We start from the raw sequence: 25,984 nt of genomic DNA, 5'->3' as shown, positions 1-25,984 counted from the left end.
GCGGGCCATGATCGCGTCCACGTGCCCGGCCGGCATCGCCTCGACGTCGCACACCCCACCCAGATGGCCATTCTGCTTGGCCACCCTGTTCGCGAACTTCGCCAGGGTCTTGGTCGGGCCAATGCCGACGCACACGGGCAGCCCGGTGTGCCTGGCGACGGCGGCGCGGATCACCCGCCCCTGGTCGGTGTAGGTGCCGCGGCGGGCGTCCAGGTCCAGGAAGCTCTCGTCGATCGAGTAGACCTCCTGCCAGGCGGCGTACCGGCCCAGCAGCTCCATGGTGCGGGCGGAGAGGTCGCCATAGAGCTCGTAGTTCGACGAGCGGGCGATCATGCCCCATTCCCCGCGGTATTGCGTCAGATGCATGATTCGTACTGGCGTCTGCGTCGGTAACACTATCGGTCGGCTCGAGTGCCCCGCGACTTTCCGCACGCTGAGTTGCACCGCCTCATTGATGTCGCGTTTAATGCATGATTAGAGCGTTACACGGATGGATTGGGTGCTGATGGGTCGGATTCCGCACGGTGCGTCGTCGCTGTATCTCGCAGGCGGGGTGACGTTCCTCAACGCCTATGAGGCTGACCTTCGACGTGATAGCCGCCGCCCCGGCACGAGTCGCGTGCCTGCAGGACAGTAGCGGCGTCTTCGGCGAAGTCGGCGTCTACGCGACGCCGCTACCGGGCAACAGAAACTACTCGGTCGGACTCAGCGACACCGTCGGCGTCCGCGACGACGGAACTTTCATCGACCCGGCGGCGATTCGATCGCTGGACGAACGCGCACGCGAATACGTGACACGGGCGCTGCCCGGTCTCCACCCAGAGCCGCGCGACTTCCTTCACTGCTGGGTGACCGACCTCCCGTGGAGTGAGGACGGCGTGGCCGTGTGGGAGGCAGGCTCTGTCCTTTTTGTGGCCGGTCACAATTTGTTCAAGCAGGCACCTACACTGGGTCGCGCTCTTGCCCGGGCTGCGACCGGCGGCGGTCTCCGCGCCGAGCTCACGCCCGAAGCGCGCCTCGGAGAGGCCCAGAGCTAGGGCGTGTCTCCCAATCGCGGGGGGGGTAACCCGCGATTCTGGCCGGCAAACTGCACAGCTGCCCAACCCCGACCGTCCGGGAAGCCGGGACACGTCGCATGGCTTGTGCTGCGGGCGTGTCGAGTGGGTCGTGCAGGGGCGTCGACGCGACGTGCTGAGAGGTGGTTCTAAGGCATGGCGATAGGTCAGGAACGGCGTCGCTCCCTGCGCAGGAGGGAGCGCAGAGTCTCGGCGTTCGCGTAGCCGACCCGTAGCGCGATCTCGGCGGAGGTGAGGTCCGTGGTTGCTGAGAGGTGCCGAGCTCGTTCGATGCGAAGCCGTTGGGCGAAGCCGAGCGGAGTGAGGTTGAGCGCCGCACGGACTCGTCGTTCGAGGGTGCGCCGGCTGGTGCCGAGCGACTGCGCGACGAAGGCGACGTTGAACGGTTCGTCCAGGCGGGCGCGCACGAAGCGTTCGAACTCGACGACGATCGGGTCCTCGTGCCGGAGATGTTCGTAGGCGACGAAGGCCGCCTGCGACGGGCGCTCGTCGATGATGAGCAGCTTGGCGACATGTTGGGCCAGGTCGGGACTGATCGATCGCACGAGTGAGAGCGCGAGGTCGATGTGGGCGAAGGCGGCGCCGGCGGTGACGAGGTTCCCGTCGACCACGACCATGGTGTCGAGATCGAGGGCGACGGTCGGATAGCGCTTCAGGAACTCCGGCCCCAGGAACCAGCTGGTCGTCGCCTGCCGACGATGCATCCGTCCGGTCTCGGCGACGGCGAACACGCCGGTGCACGCCGCGGCGATCCGGGTGGTCGCCTCGTCGAGGCGCCCGAGCGAGGCGATGACCGAACGAGCATCTCGGCTCTGGAGGGCGTCGTTGGTAGCGGCGGCCGTAAGGGTTCCAAGCGCAGGGACGACGACCACGTCGAACTCTCCGGACTCCGACAGCGGGTGGTCCACCGACAGGGTCATCGATGCCGTCGTGGTCACTCGCCGTTTCGGTCCGAGGATGGCGAGTTCGATCGGGTCGATCCGCGGGTCGACATCGCCGCGGGCTCCGTCGGCCACCCGCACGATGTCGATGATCGACGCGATGGCTGAACCGAAGCAGCCGTCGATTGCGATCAGTCCGATACGCATGACGTAAACAATAGCAATACTGCCGTGTACGCCACTCCCCACCGGCCCTCGCTCGTCATATGATGAGGTCGCTTCACCAAGAAACCTCGACACCTAGGAGAGTCCCTCATGTCCACACCCGCATCACTTCCGTATGCCTTCGTCGCCAAGATCGTCGCGGCCGATGGACAGCACGACGCGGTTGCCGATCTGCTCGCCGGCGCTGTCGCACTCGCCAACGAAGAAGTAGGAACGATTGTCTGGTTCGCGGTCAGGACCCACGCCGACACCTTCTGGATCTTCGATGCATTCCCCGACGAGGCCGCTCGCGACGCCCACGCCAACGGCGCCATCGTCGCAGCCCTGATGGCCAACCAGCACCTCCTCAGCGCAGCACCCGAGATCCTGGCGGCCGACGTCCTCGCGTCCAAGCTCCCGTAGTCCGCCAGCGCACGAGACGATCGCGCCCCGCCGAGCCGTCGCCAGGTGGCGACGTAACGCCATGCTGCGTTGCCGAGCGGTGCGAGGCCTATCGGCACACGGACAGGATGCCGGCCGCGAGTGCTCAGCCGGCGAGAGGTCCGTCGCAGAGGAGAGCGACGTCGGTGTCGGCAGAGCCGTGAGGCCAGCGCTTCGCGCGACCACCAGAACCGAACAGCCCCTGCCCTGCGTTTGCGCAGGTCAGGGGCTGTTCGCCGGAGCCGCCTGTCGGAATCGAACCGACGACCTAATCACGTCGGCTTTGCGTCTATCGCTTGATGCGCCCACTGGGCGAACGAGCCGCTGACCTGCGCAAACGCCGAGCGTAGGGGACGCCGCCATCCGGTGGTGACCGACGACGACCGACCAGTACCGACCGTTTCACCGGAGCTTGCGGCGGCGTCGAAGCCGAGCAAGCTCCATTCCTTTAGATCACCACGCCCTCCTCGCCGGTCCCGTCGTCGTCGAAGACGTTTCAGGGGTCTTCTCAGATGACGGTGTAGGTCGGCCGGGCGCGTCGGTCCGCAGATAGACGTCGAGATCTCCCGACGATGGAGGTTCCTACGCCATCCATCCGAAAAACCTCGACGTGTCCGACGCTACCCCGCCGGCCGGCTTCGGCCGCCCTGACCTGACCGCCTTCGCTCGACTCGACGGCTTCGGTCTGAGCGTGACCGGACAACGACTTGAACCGGATCGTGCGGTCCTCGCGTGCCGCGTGGTCGAACCAGATCAGTGGTGCCGACGGTGCGGCAGCGAAGGCGCTGCTCGTGACACCGTGATCCGGCGGTTGGCCCACGAGCCGCTGGGCTGGCGACCGACCGTGCTGTAAGTTGTAGTGCGCCGCTACCGCTGTGCCGACTGCGGACACGTGTGACGCCAAGACACCAGCGCCGCGGCGGAGCCACGCGCGAAGCTCTCGCGCACCGGGCTGCGGTGGGCGCTGGAAGGGATCGTGGTCGCACACCTCACCGTCGCCCGTGTCGCCGAGGGACTCGGGGTCGCGTGGGACACCGCCAACAACGCGGTCCTCGCTGAAGGCAAGCGGCTGCTGATCAGCGACCCCACGCGGTTTGAGGGCGTGAAGGTCATTGGGGTCGATGAGCACGTCTGGCGCCACACCAGGCGTGGCGACAAGTACGTCACCGTCGATCATCGACCTCACCCCGGTCCGCGATGGCGCCGGCCCAGCAAGGCTGCTGGACATGGTCAAGGGCCGGTCGAAGGCGGCGTTCAAGACCTGGCTCGCCGACCGCGACGACGCCTTCCGTGACGCGGTCGAGGTGGTCGCGATGGACGGCTTCACCGGGTTCAAGACCGCCGCTGCAGAGGAGATCCCGGACGCGGTCACGGTGATGGATCCCTTCCACGTCGTGCGCCTGGCCGGTGACGCCCTGGACAGGTGCCGGCGCCGGGTCCAACTCGCGATCCACGGGCACCGTGGGTTCAGGGACGACCCGCTCTACAACTCGCGGCGCACGCTGCACACCGGCGCGGACCTGCTCACCGATAAGCAGAGCGACAGGCTACGCGCGCTGTTCGTTGATGACGCTCACGTCGAGGTCGAGGCGACCTGGGGTGTCTGCCAGCGCATGATCGCCGCCTATCGCCACGAGGACCGGCAACGTGGCCGCGAGCTCATGGAGAAGCTGATCACCGACCTCAGCGCCGGCGTCCCCAAGGTGCTCACCGAGCTCACCACCCTGGGCCGGACCCTGAAGAAGCGAGCCGCTGACATGCTCGCCTACTTCGAACGACCCGGCACCAGCAACGGGCCGACCGAGGCGCTCAACGGACGGCTCGAACACCTGCGCGGCTCCGCACTCGGGTTCCGCAACCTGACCAACTACATCGCCCGAAGCCTGCTCGAGACCGCGGCTTCAGACCCCAACTCCTACACCCCCGATTGGGATGAGCCGCTATGCATGGCGTGACATTCGAAGAACTCGACCAGGTGAGCCCGACGCTTGCCCCTCGTGGAGGGTTCAGCACGGCGGAGGAACGGTGCGAGACATCGTCGTGAAGATCGCGGAACCTGTAGGGACCGTCGCTGAAGAAGAGGCAGCGAGGTCTTAACGTGCGCAGCCCGCCCGTGAGTGATCCGCTGACGGACACACGAGCCCGATATTCGTGAACGAGATCCTTGCTCACCGATGCAGTAAGAGGCTGTGCATAGATCTGCGCCCCACGACACGAAGGCAGCAATGCCGGCGGGAACTGAGGGCCGGATGTGATTGGAGATCTGCTGCAGGGTGGAACCTCCAGCGAGGGAAACTTCGCGCCTAGATAGGCCGTGGCAGTTTCTGCCAGGCAGGTGTAGCGTCACCCCCGTGATGGAGTGCGAAATCGAGCCGCGAGAGGGCGCGCGCCTTCGCGCATCGGAACAATGCTGCGCACTGTTCGTCATCCGCGGCACCATGGACCTGACGATCACAGAGATCGCGAGCGAGATCGGCATTTCGCAGCGAACGTTTCATCGGTACTTCTCGGTCAAGGCTGAGTCGGTTGGGCCAGTGTTCGACTGGTGCATTCGACGTTTCAACGCGGTGATCGTCGAAATGGATCCAGACATCGCCTTGACGGAGGTGCTGCGCCTCGCGTTCCGGGCAAGCTTGCTGAGCGAATCGGCCGAGCGCACTTTGCAGCTGTTTCCCCTCGTGTTTCGCAACTCGGAGATGTGGTCGGTGTTCATGAAAAGGGTTCATGACGGTGAGCTGTCGGTCGCGCCCGTGTTGGCTCCCCGGCTCGGGTTGGCGGCGGACTCTGTCGCCGCGCGCGCGGCTGCCGCAGCCGTGGCGAGTTCGATTCGGATCGCCCTCGAGGACATGGTCACAGCGGGCGCTGATCCGGAGATCGCTTACGTGCGGACCCTCGCACAATTCACGTCGGGACCTCTCGTTGCCACCCCGCGCCGCCTCCCCGAGGTGAGCAGCCCGCCTCGCCACGCGAACCTGACGTCGATGGGAGGTGCGAACTCAACGCCCTGATCGAACAACACTGGCGCTTCGACGAGTCGCCTCCTGCGATCGCAAGGCAACCAGGCGACCGCAAACCATCATCCCCCACGAAGCCCGCTAATGGCATATCTGTGAACAGAAAAGGAAGCACATTCATGAAAGCAGCACGACTGAACGAAGTAGGGTCGAATTTCGTTATCGAGGACATCCCGACTCCAGAACCTGGGCCTGGGGAGGTCCTGATACGAATCGGTGGATCCGGGGCATGCCACTCCGACCTGCACGTCAAGTCCGGCGAGATTCCGGGTGTCGCTTTCCCCCACACCTTGGGTCATGAGAATGCAGGCTGGATCGAGTCCTTCGGTCCCGGCGCAGAAGGCAACGGGTTCGAGGTCGGCGACGCCGTCGTCGTGTTCGGCGGCTGGGGCTGCGGTCACTGCCGTTTCTGCCTGGGAGGCAAGGAACAGCTCTGCAACACATTCCTGTGGGGCGGCATGGGTCCAGCAGGCGGGTATGCGGAGTACATGGTCGTGCCGTCCGTGCGGCATTTGCTTCCGGCAGACGGACTCGACCCCGTAGAAGCAGCCGCTCTCACCGATGCAGCCCTTACGCCTTACTCGGCGGTCAAGAAGGCACTGCCCCACCTCGTGCCCGGCACTAGCGCGGTCTTGATCGGCGCTGGAGGGCTCGGCCAGTACGGGGTCCAGTTCCTGAAACTGCTCTCCCCGGCAAAGGTGATTGTTGTCGACACCGACGAGAAGAAGCGCCAGGCCGCACGCGAGCTCGGAGCCGACGTCACCGTCGACCCCCGAGATACTGATGCCGCGGAACAGATTCGCACTGCCGCCGGCCGGGACGGGGTAGCGGCTGTTCTTGACTTTGTCGGAATCGACACGACCTTGGCCCTTGGCGCTGGAGCGGTGGACCGGCTCGGTATCTTTGTGCTCGTCGGGCTCGCGGGCGGCAGCTTCCCGTTCTCGTTCTTCCGCTTCGCCGCCGAAGCAGCGATGACGACGAGCAACTGGGGTACCCGGAATGAACTCGAGGAGGTACTCGCGCTAGCCCGCTCTGGGCGACTGGTATCGGCAATTGAACGACACCCACTTTCGGAAATCAACGAAGTGTTCGAACGCCTCGCCACCGGTCAGATCCCCGGACGGGCCGTGCTGGTCCCGGGAGCGCCCTCCTCGAAGGGCTGAGCGCCCAACGGCCAGGACGATGCCCCTCCCACGAGAGAACAACAAGCTGGGGCATCGTCCTCGCCACCACGATCGGGAATCGTTGACGCAAGCGGAACTGATCATTCCCGCGGACGTGCACCGTATCGCTCGACGTGTCGAAAGATTGAGCCGATTGCTCCGCTTGCGCGCTCCGAGTCGAGCACGATCCTCAGCATCAGAAGTTGGCGCACATCAACCTGAAGCACTTAGACCCGCTCATCTTCGGGGAAGCGCTCGCAACTCTGGACGCCGCGCGGAAGATCCGCAGGAAACCTCCGCTCGACCACACAACGAATTTGGGTCCCGCCCCTCAGGACAGCGTGTCGACGGAGTCACAGGTATCCGGCGTGAACGCCCGTCACGAGACCGGAGGAGTCCGCTTGCGCCCTTCACGCGGTGAAGCGAAACGAACGACGACGCGCCCACAAGCCGGTCCCTGCTCGAGCTGCGCGAAGGACTGAAGGTGCTTCAAAGTGTCGGACCTGCGGGTCTTGTCCACCCTCGCCGTACGGGATGACCTTGCGCTCGGCCGCTTGGTGCAGGTGCACATCGCCGACGCTCGGCTGGCCCGGCCTCTCACTGCTGTCTGGCATCCGGACCGGTCACCGTCCGGTGCCGCCGCCCTCCTGCTCAACACTGCTCGATCGACCGCTACCCGCTGAGACGCTCCGCTCAGAGCTGATTGAAGACCGCCTGCACGCCGAGACTCGTTGCGGCCACAAGCACCCACAGGATGATGCCGAGCAGCATCGGCCGAAACCCGGCTCGGCGCAGCGCGCTGAAGTCCGTGGAGATCCCGATTGCTGCGAGGGCGCAGGTAATGAGAAAGGTCGCCGCCGACCCGAGGGCGGGGGCCGCGGCCGCCGGAAGGAGCCCGACGGTGCGGAGGAACACGACCACAAGGAACCCGATCAGGAACCACGGCACCAGTCGGAAGATCCGGATGCCGCCGGCGCGTCCGGCACTGTCGCCCGACGTGCTCTGCTCGCGGGTGGTGCGTCGTGCCTCCAGTCCGGCCAGCCCAACCACGATCGGGATGATCATGAGAGTGCGCACCAGCTTCACGACAACGGCGGTGTCGGTTGCCTGACGGCCGTAAACCGTCGCCGTCGCGACAACCGACGAGGTGTCGTTCACCGCGGTCCCCGCGAACACGCCGAAGGCGTGCTGCGAGAGGCCGAGCGCGTGACCGACCAGGGGAAAGACGAACACGGCGGCGATATTGCACAGGAAAATTGTCGACATCGCGTAGGCAACATCCGCGCTGACGGCACCGATTACCGGTGTGACCGCCGCGATCGCGGACGCACCACAGATGCCGGTCCCGACGCCGATCAGGGTGCGGAGCGCGTCAGATACGCGCAGCAGACGGCCGATCCCCCACGCCGCGACGAGGCACACCACCAGCGTGGTCAGCATCACCGGCAACGTCTGCCCGCCGATGCGCAGCACCTCCCCGATGGAAAGCTGCGCGCCGAGCAGGACGACCGCAGCCTGCAGGACCCGGCTCGACGCGAACCGGACCCCGGACTGCAGGACACCAAGACCGCCACCCTGGCGCCGTCGGACCAGCCACCCCACAAGGGCACCGACGACGACCGCGGGGACGGGCCCCCCGACTACCGGGACGGCGCGCCCCACGAAAGTGGCGACGATCCCAATCGCGACGGCGAGGACAAGTCCCGGCACTAACGAACGAAACTGAGCAAGGGAACGGACGGTCACCTTGCAACCTTCCCATCTCGCCTCGAGCCGGGCAAGCATCGGCTCGTTGTCGGCCGACAAGCTGGTCTTGCTGCCGTGCTCAGGACCAGATGCTCCGGTCAGCTCTCGCTGTCGGCCACGTCGACGACGATCTGACCTCGGCCGATCATCGGCAGGTGCAGTGGCTGCTGAAATACTCGCGCGGTGATAGAAGCGATTGCCTCACCTGCTGGTGTTGGTCTCGGTGCTGGCACTGGGAGAGCCGTTCACTCAGGCTGACGTCGTTACCTACGCACCGCTTGCTGTTGCACTGCTGCTCCTGGGTGTTGATGCCAAACGCGTCGCGCCGGCCGTTCACTAGTTCCACATAGGAGATACGTCATGCACCGGTCGTGTTAGGGACTGCTGCAGCAGTCCCCCTTACCTCGGATTGTCTCGGCAGAGGATCGGAGAGACACCACTTCACGCAACGCCGCCGCGCAGTTGGTGAGGTACGGTCAACGGATGGCTGAGGGTGTGCAGTCTCGTCGTCGTGTCGAACCAGCGCTGATTGTTGCGGCGACGCTGTCGTGGATTCCGCCGCTCTTGCTCGTGCTCGTTCGGACAATCTGGACCGGAGCGCCGACCCGAATTCCTGTGCACTGGGCCGGGGACAGTCCGGATCAATGGGGCTCGGCGACGGCGTTCTTCTGGACGATGCTGGTTCCCGGTCTGGGCGGTTCGCTTATCTGCTCGCTGCTGGTCTTTCCGCTTTCGACCGATGTTTCCCGCCGCGCGGCAGCCGCGGTGATGGGAGGGCTCAGCGCCGGTACGGGGGCCATCGCGAGTGTCTGGATCGCCGCGCTGCTCACAGCGGCGCATGTCTCGGCCCCGTTCCTCGTCGTGCTGGTCGCTGTCGCCTGGGGCGCGCTGGTCGCCGCAGTCAGCCTCGTACGCCGGGAGTGATGGCAAGCCAGCGATCCGTCTGACTTCCCGTGCCGGCACCGCTCGCCGAGCAAATTGGAGACTGGGTCGCTTCTGATCCATCGACGCTGGCCACAAACACTACGCACGGTCGGCGGCCGTCCCGTCGCCGTCGGCGGCGACGGGACGGACTGCGAGCATCCGATACAGCGTCGTGCGGTCGATGCCGAGTTCGCGTGCGACCGCCGTCTTCGGCACCCCGGTGTTGACGAGTCGTCGGGCTTCGGCGATCTGGTCGTCGGTGAGCTTCCGCGCCCGGCCCTTGTACTTGCCGGCGGCTTTGGCGATGCGGATGCCTCCGCGTTGGCGTTCGCGGATGAGGGTGCGTTCAAACTCGGCGAACGCGCCGAGGAGGTTGAGCATGAGCCGGCCGATCGCGTCGTCGGTGTCGCGGCTGTAGGTCTGCTGTTCCTTGACGAACTCGACCGAGGCGCCCTTCGCGGTGATCTCGTCAACGATGTCTCGCAGGTCACCGAGGGAGCGGGCGAGCCGGTCCATCGATGCGACGCGGACGATGTCTCCGTCACGGACGTACCCGATGCAGTCGAGCAGTGCGGTCCGGTCGGTGCGAGAGCCGCCGGAAATCTTCCGGCTGCACACCACCAGCGACCAAGCTGCCCAGTCGACCGACAGTCCGGAGCGATCTCCGATGTCGCCGGTGTCCACCAACCTCCGCGATCGCCTGTGGCTCCCCGGCCAACGACGCGAACTCCAACTGCGCTGGCCGGGGACTCGAAGCTCTACCTGTGCGCGGTCAAGGACGTCTTCTCAAACCGGATCGTCGGGTACTCGATCGATCGCCACATGACCGCCCAGCTCGCCGTGGACGCGCTCACCATGGCCGTCGCCCGCCGTGGCGGACGCTCAAACGTGGGACAGCGCGAACGTGGTGGACCATGAGGTTGCCCGAGACGGGAACCTGGTCACCCAGCCGCTCACCCGATGACCTCCCGGCCCGCTGTTCCGCCATCGTGGTACCGTCCAGCCAGGCCGCCCAGCCCACCGGCGCCGGAAACCGCTCGTAAGCAGCCCCGGTACGCCACATGGCGCAGGCGGGGCTAATTGCAGGCTCGACACCCGGCATCTCACTACCCGCGACCCTCCTGGAGGTAGGTAGCACATGAAACGAGCAATGGTCATTGTGGTCCTGGCCGGCGCAGCCGCCGGCGGGATCGTCGCCAGAGAACTCTGAGCCGGGCAGCGAGGCCGGCGCGCGGGACAGCGGCAGCGGGTCGGTGGGCGACCTAGAGCTGTTCTTCGACCTGGTGTTCGTGTACGCGATGGCGCAGCTGACCGAGCTGGTGCGGGACGACGTTTCGTGGCGGGGTTTCGGTCATGGTGTGCTCGGCCTGCTGGCGGTGTGGTGGGCCTGGGTCTGCTACACGTGGCTCACCAACACCTTCACCACGAATCGGGTGGTATTTCGCTGCCTGGTCATCGCCGCCATGGCTGCGATGCTGCTGGCCGCAAGCGCACTCCCGACCGCGTTCAGCACCGGAGCCCTCGTCTTCGGGCTTGCCCTGCTCACCATCCGCGTCATCCACCTGGTCTTGTTCGTCGTGGCCGCCTCCCACGACGACGAACACCTCCGTGCAGGCCTACTGCGGCTGGTCCCGAGCCTGCTCATCGCACCCGTCCTGATCGCCGTCGCCGCCGCTTTCCCATCCCCCTACCGAGAGCTGCTCTGGATCGGTGCAGCCATCATCGACTTCGGCGGACCCCTGGTCGCCGGGGTCGAGGTTTTCCGGGTGGTGCCCTCCTACTTCGTCGAGCGCCACGGCAACATCATCATCATCGCGCTCGGTGAAGCCGTCGTCGGGCTGGGCACCGGGGCCAGCGAGCACCTGCAGCAACCGGTCGTGCTCGCCGCCACCGTCCTCGGAGTCCTGATCGCCGCCTCGCTGTGGTGGACCTACTTCGGTCTGACCGCCGGCGCCGAGCAACGCCTCAAAGACGCCGACGGGTCCGAACGCGCCCGACTGGCCCGCGACGCCTACAGCTACCTCCACCTTCCCCTGGTCGCCGGGGTCGCCTTCTTCGGCTTCGGCGCCAGCGCGGCGCTCGAGCACGTGTCCGACCCCTTACCGCTGCTGCCGGCGATCGCCCTCAGTGGCGGGGTGGGCCTGTTCTACGCCGCCGATGCCGCCTACCGATGGCGCGATCACCATCAGCTCGTGCTGGACCGCCTCCTCACGGCGGCCGCATCCCTGCTCATCATCCCGTCAGCACTGACCATGCCCGCATGGTCAGTGCTGACGGCTCTCACCGCGGTCGGCGCCCTGCGCCTGACGTGCGAACTCGTGCGACGGCCGCGGATCGGTCCCGCAGTCGCCGGCCAAGTCCACTGAGGTCGGAACGCCTAGGGCGTGTCTGACAATGAATCCAGGGGTCGGTTGGCACCTTCGAAGACGTGTCCGCAGTTCCCGACTCGCTGAAGCTCGAGGGTGCCCGCTTTGTCGGCAGGGGCCTGCGGGACGCAGCGGCGCGCCGGGGAGCCGTTCCACCCGCTCGGCCAGCCCCGCGCGGGTGCGGAGGACGATGGTGTCGACCTCGACTTCTTCGCGTCCACGCCCCCGCCCTACGAGGGGGTGCTCGCGGTACGGTCCGAGCGCCTGGCCCAGGTCCGCGAGTTCCTGGCGTCCGTGGACGACGTCGGCCTGGACGAAGAACGCCGCCACCCGTGGAGCCCCGAGTATCAGGAGACCGTGCGCTCGTGCTTCCACGTGATCCTCGAGGAGGAGTGGGAGCACCTGCGCTACGCCCTGCGCGACCTGGACGCCCTCGACGACGCCGCGGCCCAGGGGCGCTGAACGACCACGGTCGTCGCCGCAATATTCCCTGCACGGGGAATGGGACTGTGGAAGGGCACGGATGCGCGGTCTCGCGAGATCTACGAGTGGGCGCTCTAGTCGTTCGACCTCGTGAAGATCCCCTCCATCAGGGCGGGCAGTGCCGACCAGAGCGACCGCGGTGATGGATCCCTTCCACGTCGTCCGGCTGGCCGGGGATGCCCTCGACCGCTGCCGGCGCCGCGTCCAGCAGACACTCCACGGTCACCGCGGCCGGGCCACCGACCCGCTGTACCGGGCGCGGCGGACCCTGCACACCGGAGCGGACCTGCTCACCGACCGACAGAAGACCCGTCTGGAGGCGCTGTTCGCCACCGACGACCACGTCGAGGTCGAAGCCACCTGGGGCGTCTACCAACAGATGATCGCCGCCTACCGTGAACCCGATCCCGTCCGCGGCAAGGCCCGCATGCAGGCCCTGATCGACGCCACCGCCAGCAGCGTCCCCGGTGCGCTGACCGAGGTCATCGTCCTCGGCCGGACGTTGAAAAAGCGGACCGTCGACGTCCTGGCCTACTTCGACCGGCCCGGCACGTCGAACGGCCCCACCGAGGCCCTGAACGGCCGGCTGGAACACCTCCGGGGAAGCGCCCTCGGCTTCCGGAACCTCACCCACTACATCGCCAGATCGCTCCTGGAAACCGGCGGATTCAGACCCCAACTACACCGTGGATTGTGAAGAGCCGGGATAGTGCTCGAGGGATTGCGTGAACGGGGCGAGTTCGGGGAAGACGTTGCGGACGACAGCTATCCCGTTGAAGATTTCCCAGCTGCGTCGTCGGGGCCATCTCTCCCCCTCACCGGCTGCTGCTGACCCATCCGATGGTGTGGTGCCCAAGCCGGCATGCGAATGTGGATCCGCGCGCCGGAGATCAATTGAGTACAGCTAGCTGTGATGTCCAGGGACGTTGTCCCGTTCTGGGGCGGTGAGTGGGGGCTGACAGATGAAGGCCTCCGGATGTGAAGTGGAGCTGTCAAGGAACCACTCAACGACCCGGAGGCCTTCATGTCCCACGCTAACGCTGTCCTGACCCCGATCACCCGGTTACGGCTGGCCAAACTCGTCGTCGATGAGGGGTGGACGCTCACCGCGGCCGCGAAGATGTATTTGACCACGCCCAGGACCGCGAAGAAGTGGGCGAAGCGGTACCGAGCCGAAGGGGCCGCCGGGATGGTCGACCGCAGTTCCCGGCCCCACCGGTCACCGACCCGCACCCCGACCCGCCTGGTCCGGGCCATCGTGTCCCTGCGGTTGCGGCACCGGATGGGCCCGGTCCAGATCGGCGGGCGGCTCGGGGTGCCGGCCTCGACGGTGCACGCGGTCCTGGTCCGGTGCCGGCTCAACCGGCTGGCCCGGATCGACCGGGTCACCGGCGAACCCCTACGCCGCTACGAACACGACCACCCCGGGTCCCTGCTCCACGTGGACGTGACCAAGTTCGGCAACATCCCCGACGGCGGAGGCTGGCGGTTCACCGGACGGGCCACCGGGGTGCGCAACCGGGCCACCACCCTGACCCGGGCCAACGCCGGGGACCGGCCCCGGCCCACCCGCCGCCGGGTCGGCATGGCCTACCTGCACACCGTCATCGATGACCACTCCCGCGTCGCCTACGCCGAGGTCTGCGCCGACGAGAAAGCCGCCACCGCCGTCGGGGTACTGCGCCGGGCGGTCGCCTGGTACGCCGACCACGGCGTCACCGTCGAACGCGTGCTCTCCGACAACGGGGCCGCGTACCTCTCCCACGCCTGGGCCGACGCCTGCGCCGAACTCGGGATCACCCCAAAACGGACCCGGCCCTACCGGCCCCAGACCAACGGCAAGATCGAACGCTTCCACCGCACCCTGGCCGACGGGTGGGCCTACGCCCGCTTCTACTCCACCGAAACCGAACGCCGGAACGCCCTACCGGGCTGGTTGCACTTCTACAATCACCATCGACCCCACACCGCAACCGGAGGCCAACCACCCATCACCCGACTGACCAACCTCCCTGGACACCACAGCTAGCTGACTAACGGATATTGTCCAGTGCGCGCAGTTCCTGCCGCACCGCGTCGACGTGAGCGCGGGCGAGACGTGCTGCGTTCTCCGAGTCGCCGGCGAATACTGCCTCCGCTATGTCGCAGTGATCGAGGTGCGCGTGTCGTTGTCGGCCTGGGATTGTGATGACCCGTAGCGAGTACTGCAGGAATTGGGGCGCGATCGAATCCCAGATGTCGAGGAGGAGTGGATTGGAGCTCGCTTCGGCGATCTGCCGGTGAAACTGCGCGTCCAGCGTCACGAATACCTGCTGCGACACCTCCCTGGGCGCGGCGGCGGCAAGAATGGATTGGATCACCTCGCGATGATGATCGGATATGCGCGCGGCGGCCAGCTCGGCGCTGCGCGCTTCGATCGCTTCTCGTGCTTCGAGCAGGTCAGTCATCGTGTAGCCGCCTGACAGGGTGCGGTCGCTGATCGCCGTGTTGACGGGGCGGTCGCTCACGACGAAGACTCCGCTGCCATGGGAGCTGCGGAGGTAGCCCGCCGCTGACAGGGTGCGCACGGCCTCTCGCATCGAGCTGCGTCCGACGCCGAATTCCTTCGCGAGGGCGGGCTCGGCGGCGAGTTTCGTGCCCGCGGGGTACTCGCCTGAGGTGATCTTCAGTTCGAGTTGCTCGGCGGCGACATCGGAGACTTTGCGTCGTGCTCCACGATGGTCGGCGGACATCGACCCTTCGGCAACTTCCACGGGCGGGTGCTCCTCCTGCGTTTTGCTGTGCACTCTACTTCACCTCGTGTCGCGCCTCCGTCGGTGGATGTCGAGCGCCGGTTGCGCTCAGACGAAGATGTCTGCGATCAACACGAAGACCAGCACGACGAGCGAAAGCATCGACTGAGCCAGCGTGTACGTCTTGAGGGTGCCGCGCGTGGAGAGCCCGAACAGGCTCCGCAGCATCCAGAAGGCGTTGTCGCTGAACTGCCCGCCGAAGCAGCCGCCGGCGCCCGCGGCGAGGACGACCAGGATGGGCGAGACGCCCAGGTCGCCCATGAGGGGTGCCATGATGCCGATCGCGGTGATTCCGGCGACGGTCTGTCCGCCGATCGCCATACGCAAGATCGCGGCGATCGCCCACACTGCGAGCAGCGGCAGTACGGCGTTGGCGCCGAGGAGGCCGGAGAGCACTTCCTGGATGCCGGTTCCGGCGATGATGGCGCCGAGCGATCCGGCGACCGCGGTGACGACGAGGATGGTGCCCACGGTTTCGAGCGCCTTGCCCACCTCGATGTCCTGGGCGGCCAGTCCACGCTTCGCGACCGTGATGATCAGGGCCGTGAGGGTTCCGAGGAGCAGGGCGATGACGGGCGACCCGAGGAAGGCGATCACCGGCACCTCGACGCCGAACAGGGGCACGACGATCGCGGTGACGATCAGTCCGAGGACGACGAGCACTGGCGCCAGCGCTGTGAGCATGCCGAGTTTCGGTGCCTCGGACTCCTCCGGAACGAGGATTGCCTCGTCACGAGTGTCTTCGTCGGCCGCCTTCCACCAGCGCAGCCGTTCGATCACGAGCAGGTACAGGAACGTCGTGAGCAAGACGGCCGGGATCGCGAAGAGGAAGCCGGGAAGGAGCATCTTGCTGGGGGAGATGCGCAGAGCTCCGAGATAGGCGAGCATGGCAGCGCCCGGCACCACGAGGGCGTTGCCCGCTGCCAGACCCATGGCGACCGGGCCCGCCAGAGATGCGACAGGGCGGCCCGTGCGATGGGCAACGGTGCGCGCGATGGGTGCGACGAGCACCAGCAGGACATCGAAGTAGATCGACGGCGTGATGGTCGACAGCGTGAGGCTGAACGCGTACGGCGATGCTCTCTTGCCGAACAGGCCGACGATCCCGCCGACGATGCGTTGCACGGCGCCGTAGCTGGCCATGAGCGTGCCCATGATGACGCCGAGGCTGATGAGCAGACCGACTTCCGCCATCAGGGCACCGAAGCCCTCGTTCACGCCGGTGACGACGTCCTCGAAGCCCATTCCCGAGGCCAGGCCCAGCACGATCGTTCCCAGCAACAGCGCGAGGGCCGGGTTCACCTTCAATCGCACGATCACCAGCGCAATCGCCACGAACACCACGACGAAGAGCACGATCAACCAGGTTGCCGACATCATTGTCACCGCTTTCAGACTCGAGTCCGACTGACTCCTCAGATCACTTAACCATAGAGGGACACGGTAAATCTATCCATTCACCGCAAATTGCAAGGGTTGGAACTTGGCTGAGTCATCTGAGGACTGTTACGCTGAGGTAGACGTCGGAAGGACACTCAATGAAGATCGAGCGCGTCGAGACCTTTGTGCTCCGCACCCCTCTCGGTGCGGACACGTTCTACTCCTCGCAGGCCCAGTTCCCCGAGCGGACGAGCCTCCTGGTCCGTCTCACCACCACCGACGGCGTCGTCGGGTGGGGTGAAGGGGGTCAGTACGGGCCGCCTGAACCGGTGCAGAGCTGCATCGATGACGTTCTGGCCGGTCGGCTGGTGGCTGCCCCCGATGCGAGCCCCGGCGTCATCTGGGACTTGCTGTACTCGACGACTCGGGACTACGGGCAGAAGGGCCCGTACATCGAGGCGATCAGCGCGATCGACATCGCCCTCTGGGACATCATGGGCAAGACGTTGAACACATCTGTCTCCACGCTCATCGGCGGACGGTTCCGCAAGAGCGTGAAGGCCTACGGCACCGGAGGGTACTACTCCTCGGCGGGGTTCGTGCCCGGACGAGACCTCGACGAGCTATCCGACACCGTCTCGGGGTACGCGGCAGACGGCTTCGGCATGCTGAAGATCAAAGTCGGTCTGCTGGACGTCCGCGACGACGCCCGCCGGGTGATCGCCGTCCGCGAGGCCCTCGGCGACGATTTCACTCTGCTCGCCGACGCCAACCACGCCTACAACTCCAGTTCCGCGATCGCGATGGGCCGTGTCCTGGAAGACCACGGATTCCAGTTCTTCGAAGAGCCCGTTCCGCCGGAGGACCGGCAGGGGTACGCGCGGGTGCGTTCGCGCCTGGACATCCCGATCGCGGGCGGCGAGGCAGAGTACACGCGGTACGGGTTTCGCGACTTCATCGCCGGAGGATGCGTCGACATCATCCAGCCCGACATCTGCGTGTGCGGCGGGATCTCCGAGGTGCAACGCATCGTGGCCCTCGCCTCGACCCACAACCTGCGCACCATCCCGCACGTGTGGGGATCGGGCATCGCTCTTGCCGCTGCGCTGCAGGTGTGCGCCGCCCTCCCGCTCGCGCCCTACACGCACGTTCCGCGTCCGCTGCAGAATGAGCCCGTCGTCGAGTTCGACCGCACCCGCAACCCGCTCCGCGACGACCTCCTCACGAGTGAGTTCGAGCTGGTCGACGGATACGTACGAGTGCCGGCTGGTGCGGGGCTCGGCGTCGACGTCGACCCCGCAGTGGTGGAACGGTACCGGGTGGGCGGCAGCGACATCCGGAGCACAGCGGCATGACGTCCCTGGGCGGCCCGACCAGCTCTCCTCACCGGCGGCGGTGGGCAGCTGATCGGCCGTGATGAGTCCCCCACACATGCATGACGAGGAACTGATGCGATTCGAGGTGCTGTGCGCCGGCGAGGCGATGGTCATGCTCACGGATGTGGATCCGACCGGCCCGCCGCTGTCATCGACGCTCTCCGTGCACGTCGGCGGAGCCGAGGCGAACGTGGCTCGCCACCTCAGCGCACAGGGCGTGGCCACAGCATGGATGTCGCGGGTGGGCGATGATCCATTCGGTCAACGGGTGATGACGGTCCTCGAGGCGGATGGCGTCGACACGTCGATCGTGGCTGTTGATCGAGCCGCTCCGACAGGGATCTACTACAAGGAGCGCGCTGCGGGCGGCGGAGCACGTTCGCACTACTACCGCTCCGGGTCCGCGGCGTCTCGGCTGTCGGCGGAGGACGCTCGAACCGTCCAACTCGGGCCCGGGTTGATCGTGCACACGTCGGGGGTTCTCGCGGCCGTCTCGGACACGACCGCCGAGTTCGTCGACGCACTCTTCGTCGAAGCGGACAGGTTCGGTGCGACGATCTCGTTCGACGTCAACTTTCGCCGGCAACTATGGGGCGACCGCGATGCCGCGGGAGCACTGCTCGCGCTCGCGCAACGGGCCGACATCGTCCTGGTCGGACGCGATGAAGCGGAAGCGCTCTGGGGCGTGCCGTCCGTCGACGACATCATCGGGCTGCTGTCGGAACCGACGATCGTCGTCGTCAAGGACGGTGACGTCTCCGCCGTCGAAGTCGATCGCCGTGCGGACGAGCCGCGCGTCACGACCGTGAAGCCGGCACCGGTCGACGTCGTCGAACTCGTCGGCGCGGGGGACGCGTTCGCAGGCGGCTACCTGGCGGGTCTTCTCCGCGGCGAGGACGCCCCCAGCCGGCTCAACCGCGGGCACCGCGCAGCCGCATGGACGATCGGGGGAGTCGACGACGTCCGCCCCGGGCACCGACCGAAACCGTTCGCACGACAGGAGAGCACCAAATGACCGACACCTTCCACACGCGCGAGTTCGACGAGCTCTTCCTCGATCAACCCATCATGGGTGTCTTCCGCAATCTGGCACCGGCAGATGCCGTCGCGCGCGCGACTCGTGCGTGGGACATCGGGGTCGTCCACGTCGAGATTCCGGTTCAGACCCCGGACGCTCTCCCCGCCCTTCGCGCGGTCACCGCGGCAGGTCTCGAGCGTGGACGGAAGGTGGGCGCCGGCACCATCGTCGATGTCGAACAGCTCGAGGAAGTCGCCGCGGCCGGCGCGGCCTACACGGTATCGCCTAGTCTCTCCCTAGAGGTAGCGCGCGCGAGCGCGGCGCGCGGGCTGCCGCACCTTCCCGGTGTCAGCACCCCGAGCGAGGTGCTCGCCGCGCGTCGCGAGGGAATGCTGTGGACGAAAGCGTTCCCGGCGTCGGTGCTCGGCGCGGAGTGGGTGCGAGCGGTGCTCGCACCCTTCCCAGACCAGCGCTTCGTCGCGACCGGGGGTATGGATGCGCGCAACGCCCCTGCCTTCCTCAAGGCCGGAGTGCGTGTCGTCGCCGTGGGCGCAGCTTTCGACGACCCCGTTCAGAGCGACATCCTCGCCGAGATCCTGCGCACCCCTCAGCAAGAGCGATAGCTCCTTCTCGACGTCGCCCTCCACGAAACTCTCTCACTGGTCACTGAACCGCCCCGGGTTTAGTGGAGGGCGGGTTCTCCCAGCGCCGGGTGGTGCTGGGGATTGTTCTGACGGTAGTAGTCGTTCTCCGCCTCGATGGGCGTGCGGTAGTCGATCGATAAGTGCAGCCGGTTCTCGTTGAACCAGTGCACCCAGGACAGCGTGGCGAGTTCGAGGTGGTCGGCGGTGCGGAACGGGCCGTCGATCTTGACACACTCGGTCTTGTAGAGCCCGATCGTCGACTCGGCCAGGGCGTTGTCGTACGAGTCGCCGACGGTCCCGATCGAGGCGACAGCGCCGACCTCGGCGAGCCGCTCGGCGTAGCGCAGCGCAGTGTACTGCCTGAGTTCAATCGGTCCCGGCGGACCACCGGGACAGGTCGGTGCCCTTGGGGAAGTACTGACGCAGCAGCCCGTTGGTGCCCTCGTTCGTCGGCCGCTGCCAGGGCGCATGGGGGTCAGCGAAGAACACCCTGGTGCCCGTCTCCAACGCGAACTGGGCGTGCCCGGAGAGCTCTTTGCCGCGGTCCCACGTCAGTGTCTTGCGCAGCTGAGCAGGAAATCTCGCCATCGACGCGGTCAGCGCCGCATTCATCGCGGTGGCGCCGTAACCGCCCAGCGCCGGGCCGTTCTTCACCGGCGGTATCTCGCCCCAGCCTTCCAGCCGCGGCAGGTGCACCAGCAGGGTCGAGCGGCTCTTGCGTTCGACGATCGTGCCGATCGCTGACCGGCCGGTTCCGATGATCAGGTCGCCTTCCCAGTGCCCGGGCACGGCCCGGTCAGCGGCCTCGGCGGGTCGCTTGGAGAACACGACGTCGGCGGTCACATGCCCCTTCGGCCGGTTCTGTGCTCGAGCTCGCGGCCGGCGCAATGCACGCCCGGTCCGCAGGCAGGTCACGAGCTCGCGTTTGAGCGCACCCCGGCCCTGGATGAACAGCGACTGGTAGATCGCCTCGTGGCTGATGCGCATGGACTCGTCATCCGGGAAGTCCAGCTTCAGCCGGTGGCTGATCTGCTCCGGGCTCCACGCGTTCGCCCACCGCCGGTCCTGCCGGTGCGGCTTGTTCAGCCCCTTCCACCCCGGCGTCTCCGGCCCGGCCACGATGGCGCCGTCCGGTCGGCGAACGTTGCCCGCGAGCCGCTCCTGGACGTACTCACGCAGCCTGGCGTTGGTAACGAATATTGCCGTCTTCGGGCGCTTCGCCGCCTGCTGGGCCTTCCACTGCGCCACCAACGGTCGGTACTCCTGCTTCCCGCTGCGGGTGGCCGCGTTACGGCGCAGCTCGCGGGAGATCGTCGCCGGGTCGCGGCCAATGCTGCGGGCGATCTCATGAACCCCAACCTGTTGAGCGTGCAGCAGCGCGATCTCCTCGCTCTCTTCGAACGAGAGGTACCGCCCAGTGGGCTCGGCCAAGGAAATAGGAGGCATGCCGCCAGCGTGGCGAAACCAGCGGCTCCCGACCGGCACGGACACGCCCACCGTCGGCGCCGCTTCGGCCGAGGTGAGCGTCAGAATCGGTCTTTTTCGGACCTTCCTGCATTCAGGTCATCCCATAGACCAACCCTGGTCGCACGGACTGAGGCTCTTCGTAGACGGAGATGGCTCGACTGCACGATGGCGCGGGGAAGTTGCAGGGGGTCGTCCAGACTGCGGTTAGTTGCGGCGTTCTCGATATTCGCCAGGCGTGATTTGTGTGACAGAACGGAAGGCCCGATGGAAGTTGCTGGTGGTGCGGAAGCCGGTTTCGCGGGCGATGCTGCTGAGTGGCCGATCGGGGTAGCGGTGAAGGAGCTGTTTGGCAGTCTCGATGCGTAGGCTCCGGACGAGTTGCATGACTGAAGTGTCGGCGCCTTCGTAGAGGCGATAAAGGCTGCGGCGGGAGAGGTGTGCGCCGGTGGCTATGTCGTCGGCGTTGAGAGACGGATCCGCCAGATGCGTGCGGATGAAAGCTCGGATCTGGTCGTGTTTGAGGAAGTCGGGAAGTTCCGGGTCCTGGGTCCGAGCGGCGTAAGCGAGCAGGGTGGAGGCCAGGGCTGCTGCGTGTGGCACGAGGTACTCCACGCCGACCGGGTCGTGCTGCTGGATGGCCGCGAAGTTGATGAAGAACGCTGCGATGGCGGACATTGCGCCGTCGCACTCCATCGTGACCGCGAGGAGGTCGGAGTTGCGCTTCAGGCCGGCCAACGCGTAGGCGTTGTCAGCGTCGAGATGTACGACGACCTGGCGGTAGGGTCCGTCGTGGTACATCGAAAAGGGCAGCGAGCTATTGTACACGGCGAACGATCCAGGTGGCATCGTAGCGGTGCGTTCCTCTTGCTCGAGGACCCCTGTGCCGGAGATCTGGAAGATGGCGAACAGGTTTTCGTAGCTCTCGTGCCCCTGAGCCAGTTCTGTCCGACCCCGGCGGGCGTAGTCACCTGAGACTCGCTTCGTCGACAGAGCGAACGACCCGTAGTCGCCCCGAACAACATCGGCTTGAAGCTGCGCGGTGGTGGGATCGCAGACGACGTCGACGTAGGCGCGACGCCTGATCTCACGCCAGTAGTCGATCGCATCCTGGGGCGACTGATCGGAGATCGACCAATGAGTGACCCGCGGTTCTCCCTTGTCTGCTGGCACGACGACGTCCTACGGGTCTCAGTGAAGGTTCGCGGCCCGCAGCGCTTGCTGCCGGCCGCGAACCTTTCACGCTGGTACTGGTGTCGGCTGCTCAGGAGGCGAGCATCCCGTGCGGGTCGATGATGTACTTGTCGGCCGATCCCTCGTTGAAGACTTCGTACGCGTGCGGCACCTCGTCCAGCGAGATCACCTTGGGGTTGAGCATCGCGTTCAGGTACGGCATGCGATCCCACAGGATGGCCATCATCAGCTCACGGTTGTAGCGCATGATGGGGGCCTGACCGGCAGTGATGTGCGGCGACTTGATCCAGGCCTTGCCGAAGTCGAGCGGGAAGACGCCTTCCTGCATCGCCTTTGTCGGCGCGAGCGGGTCCGGGCCGTAAACGCCGATGATGCCAGTCGCACCACCAGCACGCGTGACGTCGAGGACCTGATTGATCGCCGCCTCCGGCATCAGTTCATCGGACTGGGCGCCGATGCCGTGTGCTTCGGATCCGACGTAGTCCACGGCGCAGTCGACCCCGGGCTCCCCCAGGATCGCTTCGATCTGATCGGTCAGCGGGATGTCCTTGCTCAGGTCGATGGTCTCGCACCCATTGTTCTTCACCAGGTCCAGACGGTCCTGGTCGTAGTCGCCGACGATGATGCATGAGGCTCCGAGCAGTCGGGCCGCCGCGGCGCCGCACCGGCCGACCGGGCCGGCGCCGGCGATGTAGACCGTTGATCCCGGCTTGGCCCCGGCTTCCATCAGGCCGTGGAAAGCGGTCGGCAGGATGTCGGACAGCACGGCCAGGTCCAGGATCTTGTCCATGGCCTGGTCCTTATCGGGGAAGCGCAGCAGCTGGAAGTCGGCGTACGGCACGAACAGGTATTCGGCCTGCCCGCCGGTCCAGTCGCCGAGGTTGAATCCGTACGCGCCGCACGCGGCGTCAGGGTTGGTGGTCTCGCACACCTCGGTGCGTCCGGCGCGGCAGTTGCGACAGCGCCCGCAGGCCACGTTGAAGGGCACCGAGACCAGGTCGCCTACCGACAGGAAGTGCACGTCGGAACCGACCTCGATGACTTCGCCGGTCATCTCGTGGCCGAGGACCGCGCCCTGCTTGAAGGGGAACGAGCCGCGATAGATGTGCAGGTCGCTCCCGCAGATGTTGGTAGCGACCATCTTCAAGATGGCGCCGTGGGGCGCTTTCTCGCCGTTGGGCATCTCCAGTTTCGGGAAGTCCAGGTCTTGCACCCGGAAGTCCTTCGGGCCTTCGTACACCACGGAACGGTTATTGGATGCCATGACTGTCAGCTCCTCCTCTTCGCGACAGGCCAGGCGTTCCGCCGGTCCTGTCGCGTGGTTGGGGTTGGCGCACTTGCTCGTGCCCTTCCACGCTAGAGCGACTCACCCGGCTTGTCACGGCCCATGCGTGCCACTGCTGTGACCGTTCGTGCCAGCACCCTGCAGTGTACGCAGGTGACTACAGTCCCTGCCATGACAGCGCGAACATCCGACCAGCCACTCGACCGCGAGTCGTGGCACGACGGCATCATGGTTCGCGGGGCCAGGCAGAACAACCTCAAGAACGTCGACCTGGACGTGCCTCGTGACGCGATCGTGGTGTTCATCTGGGTGTCGGGTTCGGGCAAGTCGTCCTTGGCATTCGGGACCCTGTTCGCCGAATCGCAGCGCCGCTACCTGGAGTCCGTTGCGCCCTACGCACGTCGGCTCATCCATCAAGCAGGGGTACCCGACGTCGACGAGATCGAGGGAATGCCCCCGGCCGTCGCACTGCAGCAGCAGCGAGGCGGCGGCAACGCCCGCTCTAGCGTCGCCTCACTGACGACCCTGGGAAGCCTGGTGCGAATGCTGTACTCCCGCGCAGGCTCCTACCCGCCCGGTCAGCCGATGCTCTATGCCGAGGATTTTTCACCCAACACCGTCTAAGGGGCTTGCCCCACCTGCCACGGCATCGGACGTGTCTTCGAGGTCACCGAAGAACAAATGGTGCCCGACCCCTCGCTGACGATCCGCGACCGCGCCATCGCCTCATGGCCTCCTGCCTGGCGGCTCTGCATCTGTCGTCACCTGTGGAGGAGTGTGCGATAGGCGAACAGCTACCGTACGACGCGTAAGAGACCAACCCTAGACTCTCGCGAATCGGTCCCAGCAGCCCGATAGACGATGGTCTATCGGGCGTTTCAAAACCTTCACGAAGCCTGAACGTCGACTGGGCAGGCGATTGCTCTCGAGACGAGTTGCGGCGAACCGTCTCTAGCGCGCTCGGCTCTCGGTCATCATGCGGTACACACCGACGAAAACAATCACCAGGCCAGCGGCGGCCAGGAACCATGGGATCACGCCTCCGCCGCGCGCGACTCCCCAAATCCCGGAGAGAGCGACGCATGTCGCCGAAGCGATGACGAGGATGTAGACGGCACGCGTCGACCCGCGCGGCGGTCCGGGATTGCGCCCACTCGGATCCGACATGAAACTCCCCCAAGATGTGACTCAGTTGGAGCGCTCGGGGCCTTCGCAACCCACGAACACCGGTCAAGTGGAGCGTCCCTCGGCTCTACTCGCTCACATCTAAGCACGCAACGCTTCCCGACGGCTCCTGGCTCGGCCAATCGCCCGATAGACGAAGGCTCAAAGACCCGCTCCACGCTTGTCCCGAGAGGTCCTATCGTTTGGCGGGTGGGCCCTTTCATTCGATTCCAGAGCGCCGTCCCCAACCGTCGAGGACGTCACCCTGGCTTATTCGCTATGGCAAACGGCCTCGCGCGATCGGATGCCCTCAGCGTCGCTGACGCAACGTGGCTTGCTGACGCAAACCGGTCGATGGAAGCTGCGTATGCGGATCCGACCAAGCTGGTGCCCTCTTGCTACGACCCTGCTTTACATCCAGGCGCGCGGTCGTGGTTCAAGGTAGACGCAGTGAGGCTGCTCAGGCTGACCGAGGACTACCTCGCTCTGCTAGACCGATACGACGTCCGATGGACGGAACTGCGCACCCGCCACCCGGGTCGGGTCACGTACGAAGACGATGTTCAAGTCGTGGCTGTCCCATTCGTACATCCCGCCCACTGGCCTTTTGAAGGCGCCCGATAGACGAACGTCTACCGGGCGGGCATCGTCTCGCGCGCTCATCGTCGCCCCACGTCAGAGGCCACTGTCCGATAGACCCGCCCGATGACGATGCCCGCAACGGGGCCCTTTCTGCAACACCCTCGACACTGCCGCAAGGGCCGTCAGCGCTGGTGCGCCGCCAGCCGCCGGCGCAGTTCGTTCCGCACCGCCGGCCACTCCGAGGCGGTGATGGAGAAGACGACGGTGTCCCGCAGGGAACCGTCCGCCATCCGCTGGTGGTTGCGCAGCACCCCGTCCTGCTTCGCCCCGAGCCGGGCGATCGCCGCGCGGGACTGCTGGTTCATCCAGTGCGTGCGGAACTCGACCGCGATGCAGTCGAGCGTCTCGAAGGCGTGCTCGAGCAACAGCAGCTTCGACTCGGTGTTCGTGCCGGTCCGCTGCGCCGACGCCCGATTCCACGTCGACCCGATCTCCGCCCGCACATTGGCGCGGTCGATGTGCATGAACGTCGTCATGCCGAGCACCACACCGTCGGCGTTCCGACGCGTGACGAACGGGACCATCGACCCTGCCTCCTGCAGCGCGAGCCGCCGCGCGATCTCCGCCCGCATGCGATCGGGCCGCGGCACCGTCGTGTACCAGAGCGTCCACAGCTGCCCGTCGGTGGCGGCCTCGACCAGGTCGTCGTGGTGCTCGAGCGTGAGCGGTTCAAGGGTGACGAGGTCACCGCGCAGGGTCACGGGGGCGAAGTCGGTCATGACGACGA

At 66.3% G+C, this 25,984-nt stretch carries 20 protein-coding genes and 6 pseudogenes; 15 read left to right on the top strand and 11 right to left on the bottom strand.

All coding sequences use genetic code 11. The annotated features are described in order from the left end of the window. Positions 1-366, bottom strand: a pseudogene (locus BGP79_RS09175) (DNA polymerase V subunit UmuC); the annotation flags it as partial. 206 nt (positions 367-572) lie between these two features. On the opposite strand from BGP79_RS09175, the gene BGP79_RS09170 reads away from it, so the two are divergent. Further along, complete coding sequence (locus tag BGP79_RS09170; protein ID WP_233121303.1) at positions 573-1,037, top strand: hypothetical protein; 465 nt, start codon at positions 573-575, stop codon at positions 1,035-1,037. A gap of 185 nt (positions 1,038-1,222) precedes the next feature. Here BGP79_RS09170 and BGP79_RS09165 read toward each other — a convergent pair whose 3' ends face one another. After that, positions 1,223-2,164, bottom strand: coding sequence for a GlxA family transcriptional regulator (locus BGP79_RS09165; RefSeq protein WP_076694684.1), 942 nt, complete (start codon positions 2,162-2,164; stop codon positions 1,223-1,225). Between the two features lie 108 nt (positions 2,165-2,272). Here BGP79_RS09165 and BGP79_RS09160 point away from each other — a divergent pair, with 108 nt between their 5' ends. The 4 genes and pseudogenes from BGP79_RS09160 (at position 2,273) to BGP79_RS09145 (ending at position 6,779) form a co-directional block, all read left to right on the top strand. Beyond that, entirely contained in the window at positions 2,273-2,584 is a 312-nt protein-coding gene (locus BGP79_RS09160) for a putative quinol monooxygenase (protein WP_014909223.1), read from the top strand. Positions 2,585-3,212: 628 nt separating this feature from the next. After that, a pseudogene (locus BGP79_RS09155) lies at positions 3,213-4,538 on the top strand (ISL3 family transposase). Positions 4,539-4,956: 418 nt separating this feature from the next. After that, positions 4,957-5,610, top strand: a complete 654-nt coding sequence (locus BGP79_RS09150; RefSeq protein ID WP_083701753.1) for a TetR family transcriptional regulator — start codon at positions 4,957-4,959, stop codon at positions 5,608-5,610. 125 nt (positions 5,611-5,735) lie between these two features. After that, the gene (locus BGP79_RS09145; protein ID WP_076694680.1) at positions 5,736-6,779 is read left to right on the top strand and encodes an NAD(P)-dependent alcohol dehydrogenase; all 1,044 of its coding nucleotides are present in this window, start codon (positions 5,736-5,738) and stop codon (positions 6,777-6,779) included. Positions 6,780-7,472: 693 nt separating this feature from the next. Here the strand turns inward: BGP79_RS09145 and BGP79_RS09135 are convergent. Then, positions 7,473-8,585: a YeiH family protein gene (locus BGP79_RS09135; RefSeq protein ID WP_233121300.1), complete on the bottom strand. Its 1,113-nt coding sequence runs from the start codon at positions 8,583-8,585 to the stop codon at positions 7,473-7,475. A gap of 423 nt (positions 8,586-9,008) precedes the next feature. Between BGP79_RS09135 and BGP79_RS09130 the strand changes: the two genes are divergently transcribed. Then, positions 9,009-9,449, top strand: coding sequence for a hypothetical protein (locus BGP79_RS09130; protein ID WP_143588354.1), 441 nt, complete (start codon positions 9,009-9,011; stop codon positions 9,447-9,449). 99 nt (positions 9,450-9,548) lie between these two features. Here BGP79_RS09130 and BGP79_RS09125 read toward each other — a convergent pair whose 3' ends face one another. Beyond that, entirely contained in the window at positions 9,549-10,133 is a 585-nt protein-coding gene (locus BGP79_RS09125) for a recombinase family protein (RefSeq protein ID WP_198928452.1), read from the bottom strand. Positions 10,134-10,196: 63 nt separating this feature from the next. On the opposite strand from BGP79_RS09125, the pseudogene BGP79_RS09120 reads away from it, so the two are divergent. The 5 genes and pseudogenes from BGP79_RS09120 to BGP79_RS09100 form a co-directional block, all read left to right on the top strand. After that, positions 10,197-10,325, top strand: a pseudogene (locus BGP79_RS09120) (DDE-type integrase/transposase/recombinase); the annotation flags it as partial. A gap of 377 nt (positions 10,326-10,702) precedes the next feature. Further along, positions 10,703-11,815, top strand: a complete 1,113-nt coding sequence (locus BGP79_RS09115) for a low temperature requirement protein A (RefSeq protein WP_198928451.1) — start codon at positions 10,703-10,705, stop codon at positions 11,813-11,815. A 105-nt stretch (positions 11,816-11,920) separates the two neighbouring features. Then, positions 11,921-12,277, top strand: coding sequence for a DinB family protein (locus BGP79_RS09110; RefSeq protein ID WP_233121298.1), 357 nt, complete (start codon positions 11,921-11,923; stop codon positions 12,275-12,277). 151 nt (positions 12,278-12,428) lie between these two features. After that, positions 12,429-12,995, top strand: a pseudogene (locus BGP79_RS09105) (transposase); the annotation flags it as partial. Positions 12,996-13,322: 327 nt separating this feature from the next. Continuing rightward, on the top strand, positions 13,323-14,327 hold the full coding sequence (locus BGP79_RS09100) for an IS481 family transposase (RefSeq protein ID WP_076694674.1): 1,005 nt from the start codon (positions 13,323-13,325) through the stop codon (positions 14,325-14,327). 4 nt (positions 14,328-14,331) lie between these two features. On the opposite strand, the gene BGP79_RS09095 is transcribed toward BGP79_RS09100, so the two are convergent. Together BGP79_RS09095 and BGP79_RS09090 are read right to left on the bottom strand one after the other, a co-directional pair. Continuing rightward, the gene (locus BGP79_RS09095) at positions 14,332-15,051 is read right to left on the bottom strand and encodes a FadR/GntR family transcriptional regulator (RefSeq protein ID WP_143588352.1); all 720 of its coding nucleotides are present in this window, start codon (positions 15,049-15,051) and stop codon (positions 14,332-14,334) included. 87 nt (positions 15,052-15,138) lie between these two features. Further along, the gene (locus tag BGP79_RS09090; protein ID WP_233121323.1) at positions 15,139-16,446 is read right to left on the bottom strand and encodes a GntP family permease; all 1,308 of its coding nucleotides are present in this window, start codon (positions 16,444-16,446) and stop codon (positions 15,139-15,141) included. 182 nt (positions 16,447-16,628) lie between these two features. Between BGP79_RS09090 and BGP79_RS09085 the strand changes: the two genes are divergently transcribed. The 3 genes from BGP79_RS09085 to BGP79_RS09075 all read left to right on the top strand — a co-directional run bounded on the left by BGP79_RS09085 (position 16,629) and on the right by BGP79_RS09075 (position 19,487). Further along, positions 16,629-17,825: a mandelate racemase/muconate lactonizing enzyme family protein gene (locus tag BGP79_RS09085; protein WP_076694671.1), complete on the top strand. Its 1,197-nt coding sequence runs from the start codon at positions 16,629-16,631 to the stop codon at positions 17,823-17,825. A gap of 76 nt (positions 17,826-17,901) precedes the next feature. Then, positions 17,902-18,861: a sugar kinase gene (locus BGP79_RS09080; RefSeq protein WP_158067164.1), complete on the top strand. Its 960-nt coding sequence runs from the start codon at positions 17,902-17,904 to the stop codon at positions 18,859-18,861. Then, positions 18,858-19,487: a bifunctional 4-hydroxy-2-oxoglutarate aldolase/2-dehydro-3-deoxy-phosphogluconate aldolase gene (locus tag BGP79_RS09075; protein WP_076694667.1), complete on the top strand. Its 630-nt coding sequence runs from the start codon at positions 18,858-18,860 to the stop codon at positions 19,485-19,487. The genes BGP79_RS09080 and BGP79_RS09075 overlap by 4 nt, the downstream gene beginning before the upstream one ends. A 59-nt stretch (positions 19,488-19,546) precedes the next feature. Here the strand turns inward: BGP79_RS09075 and BGP79_RS16940 are convergent, their stop codons facing one another. From BGP79_RS16940 to BGP79_RS09055, 4 genes and pseudogenes are all read right to left on the bottom strand, one after another. Beyond that, a complete protein-coding gene (locus tag BGP79_RS16940) occupies positions 19,547-19,978 on the bottom strand; it encodes an integrase core domain-containing protein (protein WP_076694666.1) in 432 nt (143 codons plus the stop codon). Then, positions 19,887-21,032, bottom strand: a pseudogene (locus BGP79_RS09065) (IS30 family transposase); the annotation flags it as partial. The gene BGP79_RS16940 and the pseudogene BGP79_RS09065, both read right to left, overlap by 92 nt. 147 nt (positions 21,033-21,179) lie before the next feature. Beyond that, positions 21,180-22,145: a helix-turn-helix domain-containing protein gene (locus tag BGP79_RS09060; RefSeq protein WP_076694663.1), complete on the bottom strand. Its 966-nt coding sequence runs from the start codon at positions 22,143-22,145 to the stop codon at positions 21,180-21,182. Positions 22,146-22,236: 91 nt separating this feature from the next. Beyond that, positions 22,237-23,430 carry an alcohol dehydrogenase catalytic domain-containing protein gene (locus BGP79_RS09055; protein ID WP_076694662.1) on the bottom strand — a complete coding sequence of 398 codons (1,194 nt, stop codon included), beginning with the start codon at positions 23,428-23,430 and terminating at the stop codon, positions 22,237-22,239. A 192-nt stretch (positions 23,431-23,622) separates the two neighbouring features. Between BGP79_RS09055 and BGP79_RS09050 the strand changes: the two are divergent. Beyond that, a pseudogene (locus BGP79_RS09050) lies at positions 23,623-24,198 on the top strand (excinuclease ABC subunit A); the annotation flags it as partial. A 1,181-nt stretch (positions 24,199-25,379) separates the two neighbouring features. Here BGP79_RS09050 and BGP79_RS09040 read toward each other — a convergent pair. Next, on the bottom strand, positions 25,380-25,976 hold the full coding sequence (locus tag BGP79_RS09040; protein WP_076694659.1) for a GNAT family N-acetyltransferase: 597 nt from the start codon (positions 25,974-25,976) through the stop codon (positions 25,380-25,382). Positions 25,977-25,984: the final 8 nt, after the last annotated feature.

The sequence above is a fragment of the Tersicoccus sp. Bi-70 genome (genome assembly GCF_001968825.1).
Classification (GTDB): Bacteria; Actinomycetota; Actinomycetes; order Actinomycetales; family Micrococcaceae; genus Tersicoccus.
This window is presented reverse-complemented; position numbering and strand designations above follow the sequence as displayed.

Bases quoted from the DNA above. Each gene is read 5' to 3' on its own strand.
- BGP79_RS09170 (WP_233121303.1), top strand. From the start codon at position 573: ATGAGGCTGACCTTCGACGTGATAGCCGCCGCCCCGGCACGAGTCGCG.
- BGP79_RS09165 (WP_076694684.1), bottom strand. From the start codon at position 2,164: ATGCGTATCGGACTGATCGCAATCGACGGCTGCTTCGGTTCAGCCATC.
- BGP79_RS09160 (WP_014909223.1), top strand. From the start codon at position 2,273: ATGTCCACACCCGCATCACTTCCGTATGCCTTCGTCGCCAAGATCGTC.
- BGP79_RS09150 (WP_083701753.1), top strand. From the start codon at position 4,957: ATGGAGTGCGAAATCGAGCCGCGAGAGGGCGCGCGCCTTCGCGCATCG.
- BGP79_RS09145 (WP_076694680.1), top strand. From the start codon at position 5,736: ATGAAAGCAGCACGACTGAACGAAGTAGGGTCGAATTTCGTTATCGAG.
- BGP79_RS09130 (WP_143588354.1), top strand. From the start codon at position 9,009: ATGGCTGAGGGTGTGCAGTCTCGTCGTCGTGTCGAACCAGCGCTGATT.
- BGP79_RS09100 (WP_076694674.1), top strand. From the start codon at position 13,323: ATGTCCCACGCTAACGCTGTCCTGACCCCGATCACCCGGTTACGGCTG.
- BGP79_RS09085 (WP_076694671.1), top strand. From the start codon at position 16,629: ATGAAGATCGAGCGCGTCGAGACCTTTGTGCTCCGCACCCCTCTCGGT.
- BGP79_RS09080 (WP_158067164.1), top strand. From the start codon at position 17,902: ATGCATGACGAGGAACTGATGCGATTCGAGGTGCTGTGCGCCGGCGAG.
- BGP79_RS09075 (WP_076694667.1), top strand. From the start codon at position 18,858: ATGACCGACACCTTCCACACGCGCGAGTTCGACGAGCTCTTCCTCGAT.
- BGP79_RS16940 (WP_076694666.1), bottom strand. From the start codon at position 19,978: ATGCGCCCTGGCAGCGGCCGACGAACGAGGGCACCAACGGGCTGCTGC.
- BGP79_RS09055 (WP_076694662.1), bottom strand. From the start codon at position 23,430: ATGGCATCCAATAACCGTTCCGTGGTGTACGAAGGCCCGAAGGACTTC.
- BGP79_RS09040 (WP_076694659.1), bottom strand. From the start codon at position 25,976: ATGACCGACTTCGCCCCCGTGACCCTGCGCGGTGACCTCGTCACCCTT.